This window comes from Lichenicoccus roseus (genome assembly GCF_005844085.1).
In the GTDB taxonomy this organism is placed as follows: domain Bacteria; phylum Pseudomonadota; class Alphaproteobacteria; order Acetobacterales; family Acetobacteraceae; genus Lichenicoccus; species Lichenicoccus roseus.
This window is the reverse complement of record NZ_VCDI01000002.1, coordinates 287,750-311,382: the sequence shown is the minus strand read 5'-3', so window position 1 is coordinate 311,382 and position 23,633 is coordinate 287,750. Positions and strand designations below refer to the sequence as shown.

General features: G+C 68.8%; 25 protein-coding genes. 16 read left to right on the top strand and 9 right to left on the bottom strand.

Annotated features, from left to right (window positions below):
- The first annotated feature begins 42 nt into the window (after positions 1-42).
- From flgF to flgH, 4 genes are read left to right on the top strand one after another with little or no spacing between them, the layout of a single operon-like run.
- Complete coding sequence (gene flgF / locus FE263_RS06715) at positions 43-783, top strand: flagellar basal-body rod protein FlgF (protein WP_138325193.1); 741 nt, start codon at positions 43-45, stop codon at positions 781-783.
- Between the two features lie 38 nt (positions 784-821).
- Positions 822-1,607 (top strand): flagellar basal-body rod protein FlgG, encoded by a 786-nt coding sequence (gene flgG, locus FE263_RS06710; RefSeq protein WP_138325192.1) that lies wholly within the window; start codon positions 822-824, stop codon positions 1,605-1,607.
- A 23-nt stretch (positions 1,608-1,630) separates the two neighbouring features.
- Positions 1,631-2,653 carry a flagellar basal body P-ring formation chaperone FlgA gene (gene flgA, locus FE263_RS06705; protein ID WP_171033982.1) on the top strand — a complete coding sequence of 341 codons (1,023 nt, stop codon included), beginning with the start codon at positions 1,631-1,633 and terminating at the stop codon, positions 2,651-2,653.
- Complete coding sequence (flgH, locus tag FE263_RS06700; protein ID WP_138325189.1) at positions 2,650-3,372, top strand: flagellar basal body L-ring protein FlgH; 723 nt, start codon at positions 2,650-2,652, stop codon at positions 3,370-3,372. The genes flgA and flgH overlap by 4 nt, the downstream gene beginning before the upstream one ends.
- A 55-nt stretch (positions 3,373-3,427) precedes the next feature.
- On the opposite strand, the gene dksA is transcribed toward flgH, so the two are convergent.
- Positions 3,428-3,841 (bottom strand): RNA polymerase-binding protein DksA, encoded by a 414-nt coding sequence (gene dksA / locus FE263_RS06695; protein ID WP_138325676.1) that lies wholly within the window; start codon positions 3,839-3,841, stop codon positions 3,428-3,430.
- Positions 3,842-4,004: 163 nt separating this feature from the next.
- Positions 4,005-4,466 (bottom strand): flagellar assembly protein FliX, encoded by a 462-nt coding sequence (locus tag FE263_RS06690; protein WP_171033981.1) that lies wholly within the window; start codon positions 4,464-4,466, stop codon positions 4,005-4,007.
- A 136-nt stretch (positions 4,467-4,602) separates the two neighbouring features.
- Here FE263_RS06690 and FE263_RS06685 point away from each other — a divergent pair, with 136 nt between their 5' ends.
- From FE263_RS06685 to FE263_RS06675, 3 genes are read left to right on the top strand one after another with little or no spacing between them, the layout of a single operon-like run.
- Positions 4,603-5,706, top strand: coding sequence for a flagellar basal body P-ring protein FlgI (locus tag FE263_RS06685; RefSeq protein WP_138325186.1), 1,104 nt, complete (start codon positions 4,603-4,605; stop codon positions 5,704-5,706).
- Entirely contained in the window at positions 5,703-6,026 is a 324-nt protein-coding gene (locus tag FE263_RS06680; protein WP_138325185.1) for a rod-binding protein, read from the top strand. The genes FE263_RS06685 and FE263_RS06680 overlap by 4 nt, the downstream gene beginning before the upstream one ends.
- Complete coding sequence (locus tag FE263_RS06675) at positions 6,023-6,403, top strand: hypothetical protein (RefSeq protein WP_138325184.1); 381 nt, start codon at positions 6,023-6,025, stop codon at positions 6,401-6,403. Before FE263_RS06680 ends, FE263_RS06675 begins: the two co-directional genes overlap by 4 nt.
- A gap of 114 nt (positions 6,404-6,517) precedes the next feature.
- Here FE263_RS06675 and FE263_RS06670 read toward each other — a convergent pair whose 3' ends face one another.
- Together FE263_RS06670 and panC are read right to left on the bottom strand one after the other, a co-directional pair.
- Entirely contained in the window at positions 6,518-6,697 is a 180-nt protein-coding gene (locus FE263_RS06670) for a hypothetical protein (protein ID WP_138325183.1), read from the bottom strand.
- Between the two features lie 1,217 nt (positions 6,698-7,914).
- Positions 7,915-8,754, bottom strand: a complete 840-nt coding sequence (gene panC, locus FE263_RS06665; RefSeq protein ID WP_240759123.1) for a pantoate--beta-alanine ligase — start codon at positions 8,752-8,754, stop codon at positions 7,915-7,917.
- Positions 8,755-8,957: 203 nt separating this feature from the next.
- Here panC and FE263_RS06660 point away from each other — a divergent pair, with 203 nt between their 5' ends.
- The 3 genes from FE263_RS06660 to FE263_RS06650 all read left to right on the top strand — a co-directional run bounded on the left by FE263_RS06660 (position 8,958) and on the right by FE263_RS06650 (position 11,518).
- A complete protein-coding gene (locus FE263_RS06660) occupies positions 8,958-9,437 on the top strand; it encodes a DUF983 domain-containing protein (protein WP_240759121.1) in 480 nt (159 codons plus the stop codon).
- A 66-nt stretch (positions 9,438-9,503) separates the two neighbouring features.
- Positions 9,504-10,637 (top strand): S-methyl-5-thioribose-1-phosphate isomerase, encoded by a 1,134-nt coding sequence (gene mtnA, locus FE263_RS06655; protein ID WP_138325181.1) that lies wholly within the window; start codon positions 9,504-9,506, stop codon positions 10,635-10,637.
- Complete coding sequence (locus tag FE263_RS06650) at positions 10,634-11,518, top strand: DUF2272 domain-containing protein (RefSeq protein WP_408886152.1); 885 nt, start codon at positions 10,634-10,636, stop codon at positions 11,516-11,518. The genes mtnA and FE263_RS06650 overlap by 4 nt, the downstream gene beginning before the upstream one ends.
- Before the next feature lie 37 nt (positions 11,519-11,555).
- On the opposite strand, the gene FE263_RS06645 is transcribed toward FE263_RS06650, so the two are convergent.
- Positions 11,556-11,966, bottom strand: a complete 411-nt coding sequence (locus FE263_RS06645; RefSeq protein ID WP_138325180.1) for a rhodanese-like domain-containing protein — start codon at positions 11,964-11,966, stop codon at positions 11,556-11,558.
- Between the two features lie 191 nt (positions 11,967-12,157).
- Here FE263_RS06645 and FE263_RS06640 point away from each other — a divergent pair, with 191 nt between their 5' ends.
- The gene (locus FE263_RS06640) at positions 12,158-13,144 is read left to right on the top strand and encodes a cysteine synthase A (protein ID WP_240759273.1); all 987 of its coding nucleotides are present in this window, start codon (positions 12,158-12,160) and stop codon (positions 13,142-13,144) included.
- 3 nt (positions 13,145-13,147) lie between these two features.
- Here FE263_RS06640 and FE263_RS06635 read toward each other — a convergent pair whose 3' ends face one another.
- Entirely contained in the window at positions 13,148-14,428 is a 1,281-nt protein-coding gene (locus tag FE263_RS06635; protein WP_138325178.1) for an MFS transporter, read from the bottom strand.
- Between the two features lie 8 nt (positions 14,429-14,436).
- Entirely contained in the window at positions 14,437-15,753 is a 1,317-nt protein-coding gene (locus tag FE263_RS06630) for a PRC-barrel domain-containing protein (protein ID WP_138325177.1), read from the bottom strand.
- 159 nt (positions 15,754-15,912) lie between these two features.
- On the opposite strand from FE263_RS06630, the gene FE263_RS06625 reads away from it, so the two are divergent.
- The 5 genes from FE263_RS06625 (at position 15,913) to FE263_RS06605 (ending at position 20,907) form a co-directional block, all read left to right on the top strand.
- Positions 15,913-16,680: an SDR family oxidoreductase gene (locus FE263_RS06625; protein WP_138325176.1), complete on the top strand. Its 768-nt coding sequence runs from the start codon at positions 15,913-15,915 to the stop codon at positions 16,678-16,680.
- 90 nt (positions 16,681-16,770) lie between these two features.
- Positions 16,771-17,490, top strand: coding sequence for a response regulator (locus tag FE263_RS06620; RefSeq protein WP_138325175.1), 720 nt, complete (start codon positions 16,771-16,773; stop codon positions 17,488-17,490).
- Positions 17,474-18,919 carry an ATP-binding protein gene (locus tag FE263_RS06615; RefSeq protein WP_171033980.1) on the top strand — a complete coding sequence of 482 codons (1,446 nt, stop codon included), beginning with the start codon at positions 17,474-17,476 and terminating at the stop codon, positions 18,917-18,919. The genes FE263_RS06620 and FE263_RS06615 overlap by 17 nt, the downstream gene beginning before the upstream one ends.
- 82 nt (positions 18,920-19,001) lie before the next feature.
- On the top strand, positions 19,002-19,619 hold the full coding sequence (locus FE263_RS06610) for a DedA family protein (protein ID WP_205880299.1): 618 nt from the start codon (positions 19,002-19,004) through the stop codon (positions 19,617-19,619).
- Between the two features lie 223 nt (positions 19,620-19,842).
- Positions 19,843-20,907, top strand: coding sequence for an SDR family oxidoreductase (locus FE263_RS06605; protein ID WP_138325174.1), 1,065 nt, complete (start codon positions 19,843-19,845; stop codon positions 20,905-20,907).
- Here the strand turns inward: FE263_RS06605 and FE263_RS06600 are convergent.
- Together FE263_RS06600 and FE263_RS06595 are read right to left on the bottom strand one after the other, a co-directional pair.
- Positions 20,901-21,767, bottom strand: a complete 867-nt coding sequence (locus tag FE263_RS06600) for a 4-(cytidine 5'-diphospho)-2-C-methyl-D-erythritol kinase (RefSeq protein WP_338086683.1) — start codon at positions 21,765-21,767, stop codon at positions 20,901-20,903. The genes FE263_RS06605 and FE263_RS06600 overlap by 7 nt on opposite strands.
- Before the next feature lie 16 nt (positions 21,768-21,783).
- Positions 21,784-23,580: a tetratricopeptide repeat protein gene (locus FE263_RS06595; protein WP_138325172.1), complete on the bottom strand. Its 1,797-nt coding sequence runs from the start codon at positions 23,578-23,580 to the stop codon at positions 21,784-21,786.
- Positions 23,581-23,633 lie beyond the last annotated feature (53 nt).

Sequence of the window (23,633 nt, the reverse complement as noted above, 5' to 3'; positions counted from 1 at the left end):
AGGGTTTACGGAGCAGGATGAGGCCTCGCGAAAGGTCTCATCATGGAAAATCCAACCTACATCGCGCTGTCCCGGCTGGATGCCCAGCAACGCACGATGGATGTTATTGCGTCCAACATGGCGAACGCCAACACCGCTGGCTACAAGACCGAGCGCGTCCTGTTCAGCGACTACCTCGTCTCGCAGAAGGATACCGACGTCGCGCCCGGCGGCCGTGTCCTTGCCTTCACCCAGGACCGGGCGACCTATCGCGATCACACCGCAGGGTCGCTTACCCAGACCGGCAACCCACTCGATCTAGCACTAGGCGGCAACGGCTTCTTCTCGGTCCAGACGCCGTCAGGCGTACGGTTGACCCGCTCCGGCAGCTTTGCCCTGCAGGCAGACGGCACGGTGGTCGACAGTGCAGGCAACAGCCTGCTCGATAGCGGCGGAAGCCCGATTCAGCTACCGCCGGGAGACAGCAAGATACAGATCGCGGCCGACGGGACCATCAGTGGCGCCAGCGGCCAGATCGGCAAGGTCGGGGTCGTCGACGTGACCGACCTCAATGGCTTGACGCCGGAGGGAGGCAAGCTGTTCCGCAGCACAGTCCCGCCGCAGCCGGTCGCTCAGCCAAAGATCGTCCAGGGTGCCATCGAGTCGAGCAACGTGCAGCCGATCTCGGAGCTCACCACCATGATGCAGACCGAGCGCGACTTCCAGTTCGTGACGCAGTTCGTGCAGAGCGAGAATGAGCGCCAGCAGAACAGCATCGACAAGATTACCCAGACGCAGAGTTGAGCAGGCTCAGCGCATCGGTCGGCAGGCAGGAGTAGGACATGCGCGCACTTGATATTGCCGGCACCGGGATGCAGGCACAGCAGACCAACGTGGAGGTCATATCGAACAACATCGCGAACATGACAACAACTGGGTACAAACGGCGCAGGGCAGAGTTCCAGGATCTGATGTATCAGAACCTACGCCGCGTAGGTTCGAACAGTTCCGATAGCGGATCGGTTGTGCCGTCGGGTGCGCAGATCGGCCTCGGCGTCAAGACCGCCGCGATCTATCGCATCAGCGAGCAGGGAACGCTGCAGCAGACCAGCAACAGCCTCGACCTGGCAATCCAGGGCAACGGCTATTTCCAGGTTACCTTGCCGTCCGGGGATACCGCCTACACCCGTGACGGAACGTTTGCACTGGCCGCTGACGGCACGATCGTGACGTCCGACGGCTATTCCGTAGCCCCCGGGATTACGGTGCCAGCCAATGCGCAGAGCGTCACCATCAATGGCTCGGGTCAGGTTCAGGTGACGATCGCCGGGCAGACTGCCGCATCGACTGTCGGACAGATCCAGCTTGCGGTATTTCCGAACGAGGCGGGTCTCGATGCGCAGGGCGACAACCTGTTGCTGCAGACGACGGCTTCGGGAAGTCCGACCAACGGCAATCCGAGTGCCGCGGGATTCGGCAGCGTCATGCAGGGCTTCGTAGAGGGTTCGAACGTCAACGTCGTGACCGAGATCACCAGCCTGATCACGGCACAGCGTGCCTACGAGATGAACAGCAAGGTCATCACGGCGTCCGATGATCTCATGCAGACCCTGACCAACCTCAAGTGATGAGGGTCCACCGGCTCCCTGTCATGCTTGCCGTCGCGTTGGTGGCAATCACGCCGGCGGATCACGGACGGGCTGCCCAACCGCGCCTCGTTGTCAGCCTGCACTCGGATACGGTCAGGCTTTCGGACCTGTTCTCCGGTCTCGAGCCCGGTCAGGATTGCACGATCGGCCCGGCCCCGGCCGCCGGACAGCGGATCGTCATCGCAAAGGCGCAACTCGTCGCGATAGCAGGCCAGTTCAGCGTCGACTGGCAGCCCGGCGACAGCTCCCCTAGCGTCATCGTCGAGCGGAGGGGCCGCCAGGTTCCTCGGGAACAGATCCTTCCTGTCATCCAGGCCGCCCTGGTTGGCCTAGGCGCCCCAGCCGACAGCGAACTTTCGGTAAGCAACTTCATGGCTCCGCTGGTGCCGGCGGAGTTCAGCGGGTTGCCGGACATCGAATCCCTCACCTACGACAACGGCAATGGCCAGTTCATTGCGCAACTGGCGTTCGACACCCCGGGGTCCGAGCCTGTCCGGCTTCGCATCGCCGGCACCGCCGAGGAACTGGTCGAGGTTCCGGTGCTGTCGCATCCGCTGGCGGCCGGAAGCGTCATCGGGCTCCAGGATCTCCGGACGATCCGCGTCCGGCGTCGCCTGGTGAGCGAACGGCTGGTGCTGGTGTCGACAGATGCCATCGGGATGGCGCTGCGGCACCAGATGATCGGCGGCTCGCTGATCACCCACGATGCGCTGACCAGGCCGCTTCTGGTTTCACGGGGGATGCCAGTCCTGCTGCGTATCGAGGGCGCCGGTCTTACGCTGACGATGCAGGGGGAGGCGATCGATGGCGGAGCGCTCGACGACCGCATCCACATCCTCAACAGCAGCTCCCGCGCGGTGCTGGTGGCGCAGGTGATCGGCCCAGGACTGGCGCGCGTCGATCCTGGAGCCGCGCCTGTCATGCTGGCATCGGCGCAGGGCGGCCTGCCCCCGTCATCCTCCCTGCCCTCGTTGCGCGAACCGGCCCAGTCTGTAGCATTCGAGCCGGGGAGCTCCGGCCCGTGATCCGGCTGCTGCTGCTATTTCTGCTGCTGCCGGCTGCCGGCTGCGGCGCACTCTCGCGGCTGTCCGACCTGGGGCGGCCACCGGCGATGACCGCCATCACGGATCCAACGGTCGCACGCGACTACAAGCCGCTCAGCATGCCGATGCCTGCGCCGGAACAGGCACCTACTCAGGTGGCCAGCCTGTGGCGACCCGGTAGCCGGGCCTTCTTCCGGGACCAGCGGGCGGCTCAGGTCGGCGATCTGCTGACTATCCTGGTCGAGCTGACCGACAACGCCGACTTCGAGAACAATTCCACTGCCACCCGGGCAGGCAGCGAAGCCATGGCGATCCCCAATCTGTTCGGCATCAAGGGAAAGATCATCTCGAAGGTGACCGGCGCAGGATCGCTGTCGACCAACAGCAACAACAGCAATGTTGCAACGGGCAGCCTGAAGCGGAACGAGACCATGACGCTTCGCCTGGCTGGCACGATCACCCAGGTGCTGCCGAACGGGAACCTGGTGGTAGCCGCGCGCCAGGAGGTCCGCATGAACAGCGAGTTGCGAGTGCTCCAGGTGAGCGGCATCGTACGGCCGCAGGATATCGCCAGCGACAACACCGTGACGCACGACCGCATGGCCGAGGCCCGGATCTCCTACGGCGGCAAGGGGCAACTTACCGACCTGCAGACACCACGCTACGGCCAGCAGCTCATGGACATCGTGCTGCCGTTCTGACCGGAGCAGCCGGCGGCTGCGGTCCTGCCCCCGGGGAGCGCAGCCGCCCGACCTTTCAGTCGTCGCGATGCACCTTTTCCATGCGTTCGTGACGCTCCTGGGCCTCGATCGACAGCGTCGCGATCGGCCGGGCTTCGAGACGCTTGAGGCCGATAGGTTCACCGGTCTCCTCGCAATAGCCGTAGACGCCGTTCTCGACCCGGCGCAGGGCAAGGCCGATCTTGGCGATCAGCTTGCGCGCCCGGTCGCGGGTCCTGAGCTCCAGTGCGCGATCGGTCTCGACGCTAGCCCGGTCTGTTATATCAGCCTCGTGGATACCACCCTCGGACAGGCTGGCGAGGGTGCCATCGGCCTCCTTCAGGAGTTCCGCCCGCCACTTGAGCAGCTTCAGCCGGAAATACTCGGTCTGGACGGGATTCATGAAATCCTCGTCGTCGGACGGCCTGTAGTCTGGAGGCAAGGTGATCATCATCGCCGACCCTAAAGACACGCTAGCCCGGGGCCGATGCCCCGTCAGCAGTTCAACCGATGGCCATGACCCCGCGCACGTCGCCGTGATCTGGCAGATCCGCGCGGCTTATAGCCACACGGAAGGCCCGCGCCAAGAGAAGAAGCCGGTCGTCACCGTTCGGTCACAGGAGCGGGCGGTGGGCTGCTGTCAGCCGGCCAAGCCGGATGCTTTCGATGCCGGCGCGCAGGCGGATCGAGACGAGGATGCCGGCCAGGCCAGGATCCTCGGCTTCCGGAAGATCGGAAAGTGACGCTCGCAGCCGCAGGAGAGCCGCCTCCGCATCACTAGCATCGAGCAGATCGCGCTGGATGGCGGCCAGGGCGGCCAGCACGTCCCGTCCCCGCCGGCGGGCCTCACGATCGGTGACCCGTCCGGCCCCCTGATGCGGGGGCCCGATTTCCTGCAGTGCCAACATGCTTCCCGCCAACGCAACCGTCGCGCGTGCGGTGGCGTCGTTGCCCGCTCGCTGTACCAGGGGCGGTTCTGCAACCACCGCGAAATCCGGGCCGAGCCGAGCGCCCTGGCGGGTCTGCAAGGATGCTTCAGGCGGCGGCACGACGGCGCCAATGGCCGTAATCGACATCGGATTGTTCCCCATGGCCTGACAGTCGGCGCCCAGAGCCTCATCCTATCATTTCGAAGCCGGCTCGGTCGTTGAGAGTTTCTTCGTACTTACCAGGCATGCTCGGCATTGAAGAAGAGTATCGCCAAGGATCCGCATGCTGCTCGCGCGCCTACTTTTCCTGTTGCTGATCGTGCTTGCGGCCCGGCCCGCCGGCGCCGAGCAAGTACGCATAAAGGATATCGCCGACTTCGAGGGTATCCGCAGCAACCAGCTGATCGGGTATGGCCTGGTGGTCGGACTGAACGGCACCGGCGACCGGTTGAGCAACTCCGTCTTCACCCGTGAGTCGCTTATCAGCATGCTCGAGAGGCTCGGCGTGAACATCCGCGACCAGGAGGCCAAGCTCCAGACCAAGAACATCGCGGCAGTCATGGTGACGACGGATCTGCCTGCCTTTGCCCACGGCGGCAGCCGGATCGACGTCACCGTCTCGGCGGTCGGGGACGCGACCGATCTGTCGGGAGGCACACTCCTGGTGACACCGCTGATGTCTGCGGACGGCGAAGTCTATGCAGTCGCACAGGGACAACTGGTGACAAGTGCGTTTTCCGCCAAGGGCGCCGGAGCATCGGTGACGCGCAACATTCCGACCAGCGCACGGATGGCCAATGGCGCAACGGTAGAGCGCGAGGTCGCTGTCGATCTGAGTGCGCGCACCGACATGCACCTGTCGCTTCGCAACCCCGACCTCACCACGGCGGAGCGGATCGCCGCGGTGATCGACAAGGGTCTTGGACAGGCGGTCGCGCGCGCCACGGACCCCAGGACGGTCGTGCTGGCGCTCAGCGGACGCGATGTCGTCGGCACGCTATCGCAGATCGAGGACATGCTGGTCGAGCCGGACAGCCCGGCGGTCGTCGTCGTCGACGAGGCGAGCGGAACCATCGTGATGGGAGACAACGTCCATATCAGCACGGTGGCCATCGCCCAGGGCAACCTTACCATCCAGGTTGCCGAGACGCCGGAAGTATCGCAGCCGGGATCGCTTTCCGGAGGCAAGACGGTGATTGTGCCCCGGACCAGCGTCCAGGTGGATACCGGTGCGGGCAAGCGGCTCGGGATCCTGGAGAACGGACCGAGCCTGCGTGACCTGGTGAGCGGTCTCAACTCCCTCGGCGTCGGCCCGCGCGACATGATCAGCATTCTGCAGACGATCAAGGCAGCGGGGGCTCTGCAGGCCGATCTGGTGGTGCGATGACAACTGGCAGCGGAACACCAGCAGTTGGCGAAGGCGCCTCGACCGCGGGCCTGGCCATCACCCCCAAGTCCGAAGCGGTAGACCCGCGGGTGTGGAAAGCGGCGAAGGATTTCGAGGCGATGGCGATCGGGCAGATGCTCGAGCCGATGTTCTCCACCGTCGACACGACGCAAGGTGAGTTTGGTGGCGGAGTGGGCGAACAGAACTTCAAGCCGATGCTCGTGACGGAGATGGCGAAGGCGGTGGAGCAACGCGGTGGTCTTGGCCTGGCAGCGCCGGTTTATGCCCAGATGCTGAAGATGCAGGAGAAGAAGAGTTGAGCCCGCTACCGGCCACCAGACAGTTGCTCGACGTTCTGGAGGCAGAGAATTGCGTCCTGCGCCGGCTCGATCTGCCGGCGGCGGCTGCGCTGCTTGCCGACAAGCAGCATGCGATCGAGTTGTTCGACCGGGCCTGGTCGTCGCAACCGATACCTCCGCAGCCGGATCCAGAATTAGGGAGCCTGGCTCCCCTGCTCCGCGCCGCTGCGGCGGAGAACCGTAGATTGCTGGAGCGCGCCATGACGGTGCAACGCCGCATCCTGTCATTGCTGGCGCAAGCGGCCCGGGATCAAGCTCCGGAAGGACGGTATGGAGCACAGGGCAGCCAACGCTACACCCGGAGCGAATCACCGTTTGCGCTCAATGCACGCGCCTGATGGTTAAGGTGATAAGCCGGCCGAGCCCACCGTAGACTGGAGCGGCCCGGCCAAGCACCGCAATCCGGCCGGACACTTCCATGCCCGGCCGGATCTCGGCTTCACCTCAGCCTGTCACTCGTTGTCGAGATGCTCGTTCGCGAAGACCTCGCCCTCGTGGACCTCGTCAACCAGATCGGTATCGGTATCAGGCGTCTCGCTGGAGACCTCCTTGCGACCGCGGCGGCCTGGGGATCCGCCTCGCAGCGTCTCGGCAGCCTGCTTGCGTGTGGTCGCACTCGGCGAGCGCCGCATCTTGACCGCCGCGTCGCTTCGCGACGTCGAGGCACGCGGTTCGCTACCCGAAGCGCCGGATGCCGTGCCACGAGGCTTGCGTGTCGCGGTCGTAGTCGCTGCCTTACGTCCGTTGGAGGCCTTGGCCTTGCGGGTCGTGCTGGCACGCTCGGGACTCTTGCGGGAAGCAGCCCCCCGCGTGGTTGCCGTACGGGCCGCTGCGGCAGCACGCGGCTTACGCGCCGTGGTGCCACGCGTCGTAGTGCTCGCCGTGCGCTTGCTCGTACGCGAGGTTGCCGTCTTGGCTGTGCGTGCCGGTTTCCGCGTCGTCGCAGTCTTGGTTGTGCGGGTCGATGTGCGAGCGGCAGTCCGCTTGGTTCCGGTCTTGGTCGCGCTTGCCCGCGCCGTAGCCGTCCGCGCCGTTGCACTTCTACCCGTTCCAGTCCTGGTCGAGGCGGTCCTGGTCGTAGCGGTCCTGCCGGTTGCAGTCCGGGTGGTGGAGGTCTTCCGCGGCGCCGTCTTGGTAGCAGCGGTCTTGCGGGCAGGTGCTGCCCGGGTTGCAGTCGCACGCTTCGTGGTCGTAGCCGCACGCTTCGTGGTCGTAGCCGCGCGCTTCGCCGTCGTCGTCGAGCGCTTGGTAGCTGCGCGGGTCGCGGTCGCTTTCGCTGTCCGTTTCGCCGGCGCCTTCACGGTAGCCCGGGTCGACGTCTTGGCGGCGGCGGTCCGGCTCGAACCGCCACGCGCTGTCGCAGACTTGCTGCCGGGCTTCTTGGCAGCGGCCGAGGCCGTCGCAAATGTCTTACCAGTCCGGGTGGTGCGCGCGGCGGAGCCGCTCCTGCCGGTTCCCGCTGTCCGGCGTCCCCCAGCCTTCACGGCCATGGCCTTGGCGCGTGGAGTCTTGTCGCGCGGGCCCGGCGTCTTCGAGCTGTCATCGGTACTCATCGTGTGGCCTTTCTGTAGTCCTGTGTAGGTCGGGTTCCGGACGGTGGGGACGCTCGGCGTGATGCTCATTCCTGACCGTGATACTATCGGTCACCTGCCGGACAGGCGCTGCGACGATCCGCGAATCGCGACTCGGACGCGCACAACACGTAAACCTATTCCCCGACCTCAGATAACTGTCAATCAAAAGCAACCGTTACTGAAAAGTTCCGGCTGATGTTGCAGTTCGGGCGCGAAGCCCGGCCACGAGGAAGCGGTAACGGGATTACCGCTGTCTCCCGACTGCTTCAGGAAACTTACAGACCGGTGCGCCTGGGGCCGCCGGGCAGGACCACTTCGAGATTGTCGAGAAGGCGGACGCTTCCGAGACGGGCAGCCGCCAGCAGTCGCGCCCCGGGCATCAATTCGGCGGCGGGATGGAGCGAACCGCCATCGACAAGCGCGAGGTATTCGACCGAGAAACCGCGCAACGTGAGATCCTCGCGCGCCGTGGCCAGGCACACATCCACCTCGTCGCCATCGAGGATCGCCTGCGCCAAACGCGACAGGCATCGATACAGCGCCGGCGCCCGCTCACGCTCCTGCTCGCCCAGGAAGCGGTTCCGCGACGACATCGCGAGCCCGTCGGGTTCGCGCAGCGTCGGCACGCCGATGATCGCGACCGGCATGAACAAGGCGTCGACCACGCTGCGTATGACCTGGAGCTGTTGCCAGTCCTTCTCGCCGAAATAGGCGCGTTGCGGCGATACCTGGTTGAGTAGCTTTGTCACCACCGTCGCCACGCCGCTGAAATGGCCCGGGCGCACATCGCCTTCCCAACCCAGGGCCGCACCCTGAGGCACGATCCTGATCTCGTCCCCCGCGGGATACATGGTCTGCACCGACGGCAGCCATGCGAGATCGCAGCCTGCCTGGCGCAGCAGCTCGAGATCCGCACTCTCGTCGCGCGGATAGCGCGCCAGGTCGTCGCTCTGGTTGAACTGCGTCGGGTTGACGAAGATCGATGCCGCCACCGGTGCGCCGCCATGTTGGGCGGCTTCGAGAAGGGAAAGATGGCCGGCATGCAGGGCGCCCATGGTCGGGACGAGTGCCAGGCCAGGCCCCAGAGACGCGATCCCCGCGGCGAGTTCATCCAAGGTTCGTGCGACGTACATACGGGCTCTCGCGAAGTGATCGTTGAGCTCCGGAGGTGCGCGTTCGGGACGCCGGACGCAAGCCGGGATGCGGATCGCGAAGCCCTCGCATACCGGCCGCATCGGCGGACGGCGCTTGATCCGGACCCACAACGTGAAGACATACAGCTGGTCAGGGCAACCAGCCCGGTGCAGCGGGGCATGTCATGCGAGCGGTCATCGAGACGGACGAAGGCGGCACGACCAAGGCCACGATCTTGCCGCCCGCGACAGTGCCGGAGGATGACGAAGCCCGCGCCTGGCTCGAAGCCCAGTCGCTGCCGCCGCTCGTGTCGATGGTGCTGCACGGCCTGTCCGCACGCTGCCCGGTCTGCGGCGCAGGCCGTCTCTATGCCGGCTATCTTCGACTGGTGCCACGCTGCAGCGCCTGCAAGGCGCCGCTCGGTGCAGTCCGCGCGGACGATGCGCCGCCCTACTTCACCATCTTCATCACCGCGCACATCATCATCGCCCTGGTGGTGCTGTCGACACGGTCGAGCAGCTTGCCGATCTGGTCGTTGATCGCGATGCTCGTGCCGTTGACCCTGGTGGTGGCTTTGCTGTTGTTGCGCCCGGTCAAGGGCGCCACCGTCGGCGTGATGCTATCGCTCGGCCTGATCGGCGCCCACCGCGACGGCGCCGACTGAAGCAATGTCCTGCAGAGCCCTGGTCGCGCTCCACCCCATCGCCTGGCCCCACCCCGAGGAGTGCTCATGAAGATTGACGGCATCGCGTATCGCAGCGTCTGGATCGATACCGAGGATGGCTGGTCACTACGCGTGTTCGACCAGACGCGGCTGCCCTGGGCGACAGAGATCCTCCGGCTCACGACGCGCGACGAGGTCGCGCGCGCCATCGCCACGATGCAGGTGCGCGGCGCACCACTGATCGGCGCCGTCGCCGCCTACGGGCTTGCGCTGGCGCTGCGCGCGGACAGCAGCACCGAGGCCCTGGAGCGCGATGCGGAGATCCTTGCGCGCACGCGACCGACCGCCGTGAACCTGCGCTGGGCGATCGAGCGCATGCTGACCAGGCTGCGCAACACCGCGCCGCCGGAGCGCGTTGCGGCCGCCTATCTGGAGGCCGGCCTGATCTGCGACGAGGATGTGGCACAGAACGAGGCGATCGGACGTCACGGGCTGGAATTGATCGAACAGGCCGCCGCCGGCCGTGCGACGCCGGGACGAACGGCACGCGCGAGCCGGACGACGCGCCCCGACCGGGTGAACGTGCTGACGCATTGCAATGCCGGATGGATCGCGACGGTCGACTGGGGCACAGCGCTGGCGCCGATCTACATGGCGCACGATCGCGGCCTCGACGTGCATGTCTGGGTGGACGAGACCCGTCCGCGCAACCAGGGCGCGGCGCTGACCGCGTGGGAACTAGGCCGCCACGGCGTGCCGCATACCGTGATCCCCGACAATGCGGGCGGTCATCTGATGCAGCATGGCGAGGTCGACCTGGTGATCGTCGGCACCGACCGCGTCACCCGCTCGGGCGACGTCGCCAACAAGATCGGCACCTACCTGAAGGCGCTTGCCGCCGCAGACAACAACGTCCCGTTCTGGGTGGCGCTGCCCTCCACCACCATCGACTGGCGCATGCGCGACGGCCTGCGCGAGATCGAGATCGAGCAGCGCGATCCAGGCGAGGTCACCCGCATGACCGGGCGCACGGACGACGGCAGCATCACCACGGTTCAGATCACCCCCGACCACAGCGAGGCCGCGAACCCTGCCTTCGACGTGACGCCGGCCCGGCTGGTGACCGGCCTGATCACCGAGCGCGGACGCTGCGACGCCAACGAGGCAGGTCTCGCCTCGCTGTTTCCGGAACGCGCATGACCGGGCGCAACCTCGCGAGCCTCGGGATGCGGACCCATCTGGCGCTCGCCGTCGCCGCCCTCGCCGGCTGCAGCGCCGCTCCCCGGCAGACGCCGGTCGCACAGTATTCGCATACGGCGGGACCGGTCGGTCCGGATGCACACGTGCCGGATTTCGTTACGCGCAACTTCGAACCGTTCACGCGGGCGGACGCCATGGCGATCGCGTTGCGCGAGTGGCGGCTGTTCGGCGAACCGGTCGATGACGACGACCCCGAGGCGCGGCCCGACCCGGTATCGGCAAGCGTCAAGCCGGAACGGCTCCCCGGGCTTTGGCAGCGCGTCGGGGAATACTGGTGGATCGGCCAGGATCCGTATGAGAGCGAGGTCGACTGGACCGGGAAGCACGACAGCGATGGCCGCGCGTTCGCCTTCCAGGACGATGCCCGCTACGCCTGGTCGGCTGCCTTCATCTCCTATGTGATGCGGGTCAGCGGCGCCGGCGCCCGGTTCCCGTACTCGCCGAACCACGCCACCTATATCAATGCGGCGGCCGCCGGCTCCGCACCGGCGCTGCGGGCGCAGGATCCGTCGCTCTACGCGCCGATGCTTGGAGACCTGATCTGCGCCGGCCGTGGCTCGAGCCGTGTCATCCGCTTCCACAACCTGCCGACACGCGACCTGTTTCCGGCGCATTGCGGCCTGGTGGTGGCGCGCACGCCCGGACAGATCTCGATCATCGGCGGCAACGTCGACGATGCGGTCTCGATGACGCACGTGCCGGTCGGACCGGCGGGGCTGCTGGCAACCGCCGACGGCAACTTCTACGACACCCGCTACTCGTGGTGCGCGGTGCTCCAGGTGATGTACGACGCCGACGCCGAGAACTCCGCCGACGATTGATCGACCCGGGTTCCGGCGTGATGGCGGGATCCGGCTCTCAGCGCTGCCGCCACGGCAGGCCGCTTGCCTTCCAGCCGGCCACGGCACCGCGATGGCCACGCGCATCCGGCGGGCCCTCGAAGCCGTCGGCGACATTATAGACGCGCTCGAAGCCGATGCTGCGCGCGGCCTCGGCTGCCGCCAGGCTGCGGGCGCCGCTGCGGCAGATGAAGTAGATGTCCTGCTCCGGTTGCAAGCCGGCCTGGGTCAGCTGCTGAAGGAAATGCGGGTTCGGCGCGCCGGTGGGAAATGCCTGCCACATGATCAGCAGCACCTGGCGCTGCAGCGGCGCGAGATCGGGCAGGCCGACATAGGTCCACTCGGCATCGGTCCGCACATCGACGAGCTGCGCAGCCGGATCGGCGGCAAGGGCCTCCCAGGCCTGTTGCGGGGCGACGTCCTCGACCATCTCGTATACTCCTGCGTGGGGCGGTCCGGCGGTGGCCGATCCTGCCGTTCCATGGCGTGTGGCGAAGGTGGCTCCTGATGGCTGAAAGCACAAATCGGTCCGCCGTTTCAGGATCATCGGTGCCTCGTCCGGATGCGAACGCAGCCGATGCGTGGCCGGCGGCGCATGGCTGGCGCGACGCTTCTCCGGACATGCTGGCCGCCATCGGTGGCACGCCGCTGATCCTGCTGAAGCGTGCCTCGGAGGCAACCGGCTGCACCATACTGGGCAAGGCGGAGTTCATGAATCCGGGCGGCTCGGTGAAGGATCGCGCGGCGCTCGCCATCATCGAGGCAGCCGAGGCCGAAGGGCGGCTGGAACCCGGCGGCACCATCGTCGAGGGGACCGCCGGCAACACCGGCATCGGCCTTACCCTGGTAGCCAACGCGCGCGGCTACCGCAGTGTCATCGTCATGCCGGAGACGCAGAGCCGGGAGAAGATCGACTTCCTGCGCATGATCGGCGCCGACCTGCGCCTGGTGCCGGCCAAGCCGTTCCGCGACCCCGGCAACTATGTCCATGTCTCCCGCCGGCTTGCCGAGGAGACCGGCGCGGTCTGGGCCAACCAGTTCGACAACCTGGCCAATCGCGAGGGCCATCGACGCGGCACCGCAACCGAGATCTGGCAGCAGACCGGCGGTGCGGTGGACGCCTTCACCTGCTCCTGCGGCACCGGCGGTACGCTCGCCGGCGTCTCCCTCGGCCTGCATGAACTGGCAGCACGCGACGGCAAGCCGGCGCCGCGCATCGTGCTGGCCGATCCGCATGGGTCCGGGCTGTATGGCTGGGTGAAGTCCAACGACCTCGGCGTCAGCGGCAGCTCGATCACCGAGGGCATCGGCCAGTCACGGGTGCCCGGCAACCTGGAGGGGGTCGCCATCGACGACGCGGTGCGCATCGGTGATGCCGAGGCGCTCGGGCAGGTGTTCGACCTGCTGCAGTTCGAGGGCCTGTCGATCGGCGGATCAGCCGGGATCAACGTCGCTGCGGCGATCCACGTCGCCCGATCGCTTGGCCCCGGCCATACCGTGGTGACCATCCTGTGCGACAGCGGCGCGCGCTACCAGTCGAAGCTGTTCAACCCGGCCTTCCTGCGCGAGAAGGGGTTGCCCGTGCCGGACTGGCTCGAAGCAGCCTGACGACTAGCCCCGGGCGCGCCGCACCGACGGCATCCGGCGCCGGACGGTGTCTCGCGGGGTGGTCTCGGCGAACAGCAGCCAGACCATCAGCACGCAGGCCACCCCGGCCGCAGCCAGGATCAGGAACGCCAGCTGCGGCGACCGGTCGGCTGCGAAACCGGCCAGCGTGGTGCTGAAGGTAGCCCCGGCGCCTACCGCCAGGCCGAAGAAGCCCATGCACAGGTTGAAGCGCCCGGTGCCCCGGGTCAGGTCGGCTGTGATCAGCGGCAGCATCACCCCGAAGCAGGCACCGCTGACGCCGTCGAACATCTGGAACAGCACGGTGAGCCAGGGGTCGCTGCTGGTCGCCAGCAGCAGCCCGCGTATCGGCAGGGCCGCGAAGCCGACCAGCATCACCGGCCGCCGGCCAAGCGTCTCCGCCAGCCGGCCGACCTGCGGCGACAGCACCGCCACCACCAGCTGCGGCAGCAGGATGCAGGCGGCGATGATCAGTTCCGCCTGCTGCGGTGCCTCTCGGGTGACACGCCCGGCCGCGAGCGGCAGCATGCCGGCGTTGGAGAGGTGGAACAGGGCGGCGCACACCGCGAAGGCGAACAGCCGGCGGTCGCGCAGCAGGCTGAGCACCGAATGCGAAGCCGTCACCTGGGTTCCGGCATCGTCGGGGTCGGCGGCGGCGGCGGCGTCCGGGATCCTGAGCTTCGGCCGCTCGATCGCCCGCAACGCCAGCAGCCCGGGAAGCGCCAGCGCCGCGCCCAGGAAGAAGGTCGCCCGCGCGGAGACCGCGTAGCCGACGCCACCCATGAGCCCGGCCGCCAGGGCGTTGCCGATCGAGCCGAAGCTGGCATTGCGACCGAGCCGCCGCCCGAGTTCGCCGGGCTCGCCACCCTGCGTCATGCGGGCCGCGACCAGGCTGAGGGTGATTGCGGCGATCGCCGGATTCAGCATGCAGCTGGCGAAGCCGTGCAGGATCTCCGCCCCCATCACCGGCAGGCGCTGCGGGAACAGCACCAGCAGCAGGCAGGAGGCAATGATGGTGACGATCGCACTGGCGGCGGCGACGTGCTTGTTGTGCAGCGCATCGACCAGCGCCCCGGCGGGCACCTGGCTGACCATCGCGGTGATGGTCCCGGCGCTGAGGGCGAGGCCGATCTCGCCCTGGGTCCAGCGCTCGCTGGTGAGGTAGACGGCGATGAACGGCCCGAATGCCGTCTGCAGGTTGGCCACGAAGAAATTGAGCCAGTCCAGACCCTGCTGGCTGCTCAGTCGGAGGGAGCGGAGCCGCACCCTGCTGCTCAGTGCGACTGCTGCTGGGCAGGTTGCGAGGATGGTTCCGGCCGGGATTTCGAACCGGCATGCGGCGCGTCGGCTGGCCGCTCCGGAGTGAAGGCGCCCGGCACCGGATGCAGCGGCGCGGCCGGTTCGGGCTGATGCGCGGCGCCCGCCGATATCTCGACCTGGTGGCCGACATCGACCCGGCTGACCGCCGGGTCCTCGACATCCGAGGCGGCCGGCGTTGGGGATGCGGGCGCAGGGACGGACGAAGCCGGGGCGGCTGGCCCGGGGGCCGCGGGTGCGGCAGTGGGCGCTGCGCCTGCCGGGATGGCAGTCGTCCCGGACCCGGCCACCTGAGCTGCTGGCAGTTTCGCCGTGGACGCAGCCCCTTTGACATTCGCAGCCGGGGTGCCGGGGGCGTCGACGGTCCCCTCGATCACCGTGACCTCCTCGTTGCCGTCGTAGGCCGGCGCGGACTTCACCTGGGCTTCGGTCAGCGGCAGCTGCAGCGGGTCGCGGAAGTTGCGGCCGGCCAGTGCGAAGCGCTCCCAGGCGATGGCGATACGCCGGTTGCCGACGCCGAGGAAGCCACCGACATCCACCACCAGCGCGGCAGGTTCGCCCTTCTCGTCCACCAGCACGTCGATGACGTGGCCGATCTGTCCCTTCTCCTTGCCGATGACGACCCGGTCGATCAGGGCCGCAAGCTTGAACTTCTGCAGCCTGAGGGTCTCCTCCGGACGGACCGGGCGGGTCGTGGGGTGCGCCGGCTGCTGTTCCTTCGGAGCGGTCGTGGGCGCGGCGGTGGCCGGAGGCGCTGCCGCACGGGTGTCGGCGTGACCCGGGTCCGGCGTCGCAGCCGCTGGTCCGGTGGATGCCGGCGCGGCCGAGGCGGGGCTGGTGGATGGGCTGCCGGCGGATACCGGGGAAGGCGATGCGGACCCGGCGGCGGTCGACGACGCCGGGGTAGCGGGGGCCGCTGTCGCCGGGGTGGGACTGCTGGCGGCCGCGGGCCTGGCCTCCGGAGCCGGCGCCGTCCGATCGGGCGCAGCCGGGGACGCCGGAGCCGGCGAGGCATCCTCCGAAGCACCCACGGCCACTGGCAGCGGATCGACGACAGGCGGCTGCACCGGTGCGGGAGCCGCCGGCGGGGGCTCGCTGTCTGCGCGCGGATCCAGCCGGACGATCGCGGGCTCCGGCGGCGGCATGGCGGCAGCCGGCGCCTTCGGATGCGGCACCGAGAGCGTCTGTGCCGTGCCGCTGCCCGCCCACGCGGCACAGACCGGCAGCACCATGACCAGCGGCACCCATGAACGCAGCGCAGGCAGCATGATCATCGCAATCCTTCTGGCGAGGCGATCATCCCTGCGCCGGCCGCCGGCGGCAAGTTCCAGCCGGGGACGGCTGCGGCGAGGGCCCGGCCGCGATGCATCCGGGGCGCCGTCGCCGCGTTCGGCCGGGGCCATCCCGAGACCGTGCCCGAACTGGAATTTAGCATGACCGTATCCGGACCCGCCGACCCTGGACCCGTCGCAGTCGTGACCGGTGCGGCGCGCGGCATCGGGCGTGGGATTGCATCACGCCTGATCGCCGGCGGCTGGACCGTGTTCGGCCTCGACACCGACGCCGGCGGCCTCGCCAGGGTGATGGACGAACATGGCGGCACCGCCGGCGGCTTCCTGCCGATCCCGGCCGACACCGGACGGCGCGAGGATATCGAGCGCGCGATGGCGCAGGTCGAGGCACAGGCCGGGCATCTGGACGGCCTGGTCTGCAATGCCGGGATCATGGCGCGCGCGCCGCTCGAGCGGCTGGATCCGGCGGACTGGGACCGCGTGCTCGCCGTCAACCTCACCGGACCGTTCCTGCTGGCACGCGCAGCGGCCCGCCTGCTCAGGGCGGAGCGCGCCACTGGCAGCGCGGGCGCCATCGTCAACATCGCCTCCACCCGCGCGCGCATGTCCGAACCCGGCACCGAGAGCTATGCCGCCTCCAAGGGCGGCCTCGTCGCCCTCACCCACGCCCTGGCCCTCAGCCTGGGGCCGGACATCAGGGTGAACAGCATCAGCCCGGGCTGGATCGATGTCGGCGGCGCCGAACTCGGCCCGGCCGACCACGCCCAGCATCCCGTGGGGCGGGTCGGCACCGTCGCCGACGTGGCCGGGCTCGCGGCCTGGCTGCTCGGGCCGGAGAGCGGCTTCGTCACCGGGGCCGACTTCGTGATCGATGGCGGCATGACGCGCAAGATGATCTACGTCGAATAGGTGGCTGCAAGGCTGTTACATTGGGAATTGATACGGAGTGTTACCCGGCCTGCCCGCCCCCGCCGGAGGCGGGCTAATGTAACAGCCATCATGGAAACCCTGCCCCATATCCTCATCGTCGACGACGATCGCGAGATACGCGATCTCCTCGCCCGCTTCCTCGAACGCAACCGCTTCCGCGTCACCGCGGCGCGCGACGGCCGCGAGGCGCGCCGCGCCTGGAGCGCCGGACACTACCAGATCGTGGTGCTCGACCTGATGCTGCCGGGCGAGAGCGGCCTCGACGTGGCGCGCTGGCTGCGCAGCCAGGGCAACGTGCCGATCATCATGCTGACCGCGATGGCGGACGAGACCGACCGCATCATCGGGCTTGAGCTCGGCGCCGACGACTACCTGCCGAAGCCGTTCAACCCGCGTGAGCTGCTGGCCCGCATGCGCGCCGTCATGCGGCGGACCGCCGAGCAGATCGAGAGGAAGCCGGAAGGCGACCGCAGCGTGCTGCGCTTTGCCGGCTGGGTGCTGGAGCCGACCCGCCGCCGCCTGCTCAACCCGGACGGTGTCGAGGTGCCGCTGACCGGGGGCGAATACGAGCTGCTGGTGGCCCTGCTCGACCGCGCCAACAAGGTGCTGACGCGTGACATGCTGCTCGACCTGCTGCGCGGGCGCCAGGCCGGGCCGTTCGATCGCGCCATCGACGTCGCCATCAGCCGGCTGCGGCGAAAGCTGGAAGACGACGGCCGCAACGCCCAGGTGATCAAGACCGTACGCGGTGGAGGCTACGTGCTGGCTGCCGATGTCGAACGGGTCTGATCCCGCCCTGACGAACCGGCAGACGAACCGGCCGCTCTGGCTGCTGCTGTTGCGCACCGTCCGGCTGCTGCGCGCCGTGCTGTCGCCGCTCTGGCCGCGCAGCCTGGCCGCCCGCACCGCGCTCGTGCTGCTGGCCGGCCTCGGCACCGTGCAGGCCGCCGGCCTCGCCATCCACGCCCTCGATCGCATCGCACTCGACCGCGGCGAACTCGAGCACGAGACCGGCATGCGGGTGGTGGCGATCTACCGCTCGATCGTCGAGACCGACCCCGGCCAGCGCGACAACGAGGTCGCGCACATGCACCTGCCGAACGGCTTCAAGGTCAGCCTGACGCCGGGTCCGCAGACCGCGGACCTCGATCCGGCCGGCCTGCAGATGCAGCACATGGTGCGCACCAGCCTGCAGCTGATGCCGTTCCCGATGCATCTGCATCCGACGCAGATGATGGCCGGCGCCAACCACGGCAAGCGTCGCTTCGAGGTGTCGATGCACCTGCCCGACGAAAGCCGCTGGGTCACCATCGCCTTCCGGGTGCCGCCGCCCAACCTGTTCTCGTCGCCGACCTTCCCGATCGCCTTCACGCTGATGATCGTGGCGACCGGGGTGCTGACCAACTGGGCGGTGCGCCGGCTGACCGCGCCGGTGCGCACGCTCGCCGCCGCGGCGGAGGCGCTCGGACGCGACGTCAACGCGCCGCCGCTGCCGGAGGATGGGCCGCTCGAAGTACGTACTGCGGCGATCGCCTTCAACACCATGGCGACGCGCATACGGCGCTTCGTCACCGACCGCACGCTGCTGCTGACCGCCATCGGGCACGACCTACGCACGCCGATCACCCGGCTCAAGCTGCGCTCCGAATTCATCGAGGACGACGACCTGCGGCGCAAGTTCACCGCCGATCTCGACGAACTGGAAGCCATGGTCTCGGCCACCCTCGCCTTCGGCCGCGACAGCGCCAACCGCGAACCGCTGGTGGCCCTCGACCTCACTGCCCTGCTCAGCACCATCCTCGACGAGGCGGTCGATGGCCGCCCCGACATCACCAACCAGGTCGGCTTCGCCACCGAGCCGCCGGTGGTCACCATCAAGGCGCGATCGCTGGCGCTGAAGCGGGCGCTGGCCAACCTGATCGGCAACGCCATCGTCTATGGCGGCGGCGCCATGGTGACCCTGAAGCCGCCGGGCGAACTGTCGCAGGAATACGTGACCGTGCTGATCGACGATGACGGGCCGGGCCTTGCGCCCTCCGACCTCGAACGCGTGTTCGAGCCGTTCGTGCGCGTCGAGGCGAGCCGCAACCGCGAGACCGGCGGCACCGGCCTCGGCCTCGCCATCGCGCGCAACATCATCCGCGGCCATGGCGGCGACATCACGCTCGGCAACCGGGCCCCGAGCGGCCTGCGCGCCACGGTGACGCTGCTCGCCTAGGCGGCGCACGGCGAGAAAGCTGGCAGCCGGGCCCCGGCGGTGTCACAAGGGCCGCCGCGACCGGAACGGAAGGCTCAGGCCCTTGATCGAACTTCTCGCGGCCTGGATCACCGGCGTGATCTCGGCCGGCGGCTATGCCGGCGTGGCGGCGCTGATGGCGCTCGAATCCGCCTGCATCCCGCTGCCCTCCGAAGTCATCATGCCGTTCGCCGGCTACCTCACCTCCACCGGACGCTTCAGCCTGCTTGGGGTGGCGCTCGCCGGTGCGATCGGCTGCAACATCGGCTCGACCGTCGCCTACTGGATCGGCGCCACCGGCGGTCGCCGCTTCGTCGACCGCTACGGCGGCTGGGTCCTGCTCGACCACCACGATCTCGACGTGGCGGAGCGTTTCTTCGCCCGCTTCGGCACCCCGGCGGTGCTGATCGGCCGCGTGCTGCCGGTGGTGCGCACCTTCATCGCGCTGCCGGCCGGCATGGCCAGGATGCGGCAGCTTCCTTTCCAGCTCTACACCTTCGTCGGTTCGTTCGTCTGGTGCTACGCGCTGGCAAAGGTCGGCGACCAGCTTGGCCGGCGCTGGGACAGCGACCCGCGGCTGCGCGCGGTGATGCATCAGTTCCAGCTCGTCGTGCTGGTCGTCCTGCTGGCGGCGATCGGCCTTTTCCTCTGGCACAAGCTGCGCCGCCGCCGCCGCGTCTGAGACGCAGGAAGAGCGACGCCGCCGGGCGCGCCGGATCGACCAGATCGACAAGCCGCGCGAACTTCCGGTCGGCCTGCTCTAACGCGACGCCGATTTCGGGGACGAACGGGACGCCGCTCCGGCCGCCTGACACCCCCGCTGGCGCCCCGCCGGCGTTGCCCCGGCAAACCGTCGGCGTCGCGACTGCGTTCCGCCTGCTCAGGATCGGGAGAGCAGCAGCGCAATGACGAAACAGGTCGTCGTGATCACCGGAGCCGGCGCCGGTGTCGGCCGCGCCACCGCGCGCGAGTTCGCCAACAAGGGCTGCGACGTCGGGCTGATCGGGCGGGATCGCGACCGGCTGGACGCCGCTGCCGAGGAACTGCAGGCGTTCGGGGTGCGCACGGCGATCGCGGTGGCCGACGTCGCCGACGAGGATGCGGTCGAGGCGGCGGCGGACAGCATCGAGGCGGCGCTCGGCCCGATCACGGTCTGGGTCAACAACGCCATGGCGACGGTGTTCTCGCCGGTGGCCGAGATCACCGGTGCAGAGTTCCGCCGCGCCACCGAGGTCACCTATCTCGGCACGGTCTTCGGCACCATGGCGGCGCTGCGCCGGATGCGCCGGCGCGGGTCGGGCACCATCGTCAATGTCGGCTCCGCCCTGGCCTACCGGTCGGTGCCGCTGCAGGCAGCCTATTGCGGCGCGAAATCGGCGATCCGCGGCTTCACCGACAGCCTGCGCTCGGAGATCCTGCACGACGGCGACGCCATCTATCTCACCATGGTGCACCTGCCGGCGATCAACACCCCGCAGTTCTCCTGGGCGCTGAACCGTACCGGCCAGCGGGCGCAGCCGGTGCCGCCGATCTACGAACCGGAAATCGCCGCCCGCGCCATCGTATTCGCCGCCTTCCATCATCGTCGCGAGATCTGGGTCGGCTTCTCGACGGTGAGGGCGATCCTGGCCAACCGGGTCGCGGCGGGGCTCGCCGATCGCTACCTGGCCCGCGCCGGCTACAGCGGCCAGATGATGAAGCAGAAGGCGGACCCGGACGCGCCGAACAATCTCTACGAGAGCGTTCCGGGGGCCTACGCGGCGCACGGCAACTTCGACGACCAGGCGCGCACGCGCAGCTACGAGCTGTTCACCAGCCGGCACAAGCTTGGGGTCGGCCTGCTGGCAGCCGGGCTGATCGGGCTGGCGGCGCTGCGAAGCGCGGTCGGCAAGACCGCCGAGCCTGGATCCAAGGCGGTGCCGGGGCCGGGGCCGATGCCGAAGCGGTGCCCGGTGCGCTGGCCCTACTGAAACAGGCCGCCTGACCAGCGCCACCAGCGCGCTGGAAAGTCCGCCCGGGCTTCGGCCCGGACAGCAGCATCGGGGCTTTCGAACAGGGCGAAACAGGTTGCACCGGATCCGCTCATGCGCGCGAGCAGGGCGCCGGGGAGCGCCGCCAGCCTCTGCAGCACCTCGTCGATCGCCGGACAGAGGGCACGCGCCGGTGTCTCGAGATCGTTGGTCAGCCCTCGCAGCCCCTCCGCCAGGGCCGCGGCGCTCGGCCACGATGGCGGCAGCTCCGCCGCCGGGCTGAACTCCGGGGCGCGTGACCGGAACACCGCCGGCGTCGAGACCGCCTCGCCGCAATTCACCAGCATCATGCCGACCTCCGGCATCGCCGGGCCTGGCGTCAGCACCTCGCCGACCCCCTGCATCCGTGCGGGATGCCGGGCGAGGCAGACCGGCACGTCGGCGCCCAGGCCGGTGGCGATCGCGTGCAGCTGGCCATCGGCAATTTCGTGCAGGCCCCAGAACCGGCGCAGCAGCCGCAGCGTCGCTGCCGCATCGGCCGAACCGCCACCGATGCCGGACGCCACCGGCAGATGCTTGTGCAGCACCAGGTGCGCCCCCGGAAGCGACCGCCCCGCCGCTGCCGCCAGCGCCCGCGCCGCCCGCAGCACCAGGTTGTCGGCTGCCGGCCCGGCTTGCAGCTGAGCGGCGAACGGACCGTCGAGCGACAGTCCGATTGCGTCGGCAGGCGCCACCGTCAGGCGGTCGAAGGCACGCGGGAACACCGCGAGACTGTCGAGCAGGTGGTAGCCGTCCGCCCGGCGGCCGGTCACGTGCAGGTAGAGATTGACCTTCGCACAGGCGATTTCCTCGCCTTCCATCGCTGCCGTCATCCGGTCAGGGAACCGAGACCGGCAGCGCGTCCGCTGCACCGACCGGATCGCCACCCTGCTGCGCCGCAGCCGAGAGTGCCGCGCGCAGACGCGCCTCCTGCTGGCGGTCCGGATGCAGGTTGAGCGCCCAGAGCCACTGATCCCTCGCCTCGACATGACGGCCGGCAGACCAGTACGCCACCCCGAGATGGTAGTTGACGGTCGGATCCTCCGGAATCTGCTCGGCGGCTCGCTCCAGCGTACGCACCGCGCCCGGGACGTCGTTCTGTCGATACATCGCCCAGCCCAGGCTGTCGCGGATCGAGCCGTCATCCGGCTTGGCGTCGAGCGCACGCTCGATCATGCGTCGCGCCTGGTCCAGGTCATGATTGCGCTCGACCCAGCTGTAGCCGAGATAGTTCAGCAGGAACGGCTGCTCCGGCGCGAGCGAGAGGGCCTGCTGCAGGTCGGACTGCGCACGTGGCCATTGCCGGTCACGATCATAGGCGGTGGCGCGCGCGAACAGGATCGGCCAGTCGTCGGTCGCGAGCGGCGACATCAGGGCGATGGCATGGTCGTAGGCGGCGATCGCCTCCCTGAAGTGACCCTCGTCCTGCAGCAGGTCGCCAAGCGACTGCAGCGGCTCCGGCCGCTTCGGATACGTCGTCGCCAGCCGGGCCAGGATCGCATGCGCGTCGGCGCGATCGGTGGCGCCGCCGAGAGATGCATCGAGAGCGGCGATGCGCAGCGCCGCCACCGGCGCCAGTGGATCGCCCGGCCTGATCTGCCGCAGCGTGCCGAGTGCCTGCTGGGTCTGGTGCGCGCCGCTCTGCAGGTCCGCGAGCAGCAGGCGCGCCGGCGTCAGGTCCGGCTGCAGGTCCAGGGCGAAGCGCAGCATGAAGCTTTCCGCCTCCTGGCCGCGCGGAGCCTGCTGCTGGATCAGCGTCGCCATCGTCAGGTAGGCGAGCGCCAGCCCTGCACAGGCCGGCCGGGTGGCCCCGCCCAGCCGGGGTGTCGTCAGGGACGAATCCAGGCCGGACTCGGCGATCGCCAGCAGCGGCACCGCCTTGACCAGCGCATGCACCATCCCCTGCGCGATCGCCGGCTTGCCGTTGCGGGCGAGGAAGCCGCCATACTGCTCCACCAGGACCATGTCCGAGCCCGGATACAGCGACAGGGCCTGTGCATACAGGGCAGCCGCCTGGTCGTTGCGGCCGGCGAGGTCGGCGATCATCGCCGCATGCAGCGCATAGACCCCGGCGATCGGGTTGCCCTGGGTCAACGGCACCAGCCGCGTCATCGCGAGATCGGTATGGCCGGCGCCCTGTTCCGCCCACGCCAGCAGCAACGGCTGCAGCAACTGGTTCAGCGGCGTCTTCTCGATCCCGCCATAGCTTGCCTGTGCGCCGGCCCAGTCGCCGGCAAGCGCCCGGGCATTGCCGCTTACCAGCGGGGCGAGCGGGTTGGAGGTGATCAGGGGGGCCAGCCGGACAGCATCGGGACGGCCGGCCAGGGTCGAGAAGATGAAGGCCTGGCTGCGTAGTCCGGGATCGCCGGGGTCGCTGCCGAGCACCTGCAGCAGCCGTCCCGAGGCGGCATCGGCATCGCCGAGCGCTCCGGCCACGACCCCGCTCAGATAGGTGCCGAACGGCGGCGCCGTCGGCTGCGCCGCCGCGGCACGCGCGGTCTCCGGAGCCGCGCGGGCCGACACCGCCAGGATCAGCGCGCCGGCTGCCAGGGCGACGACACGACCTGCGCCGTGTTGCGGGATGCGCCCGGTCTGGCGTGCAGGCTGGCGTCGGACACGGCGTGCGGTGGGCATGGCGCCACGCTACCAGCGCAGCCCCGCTCCCGCTATCCTGGCCTCCCGGCGAA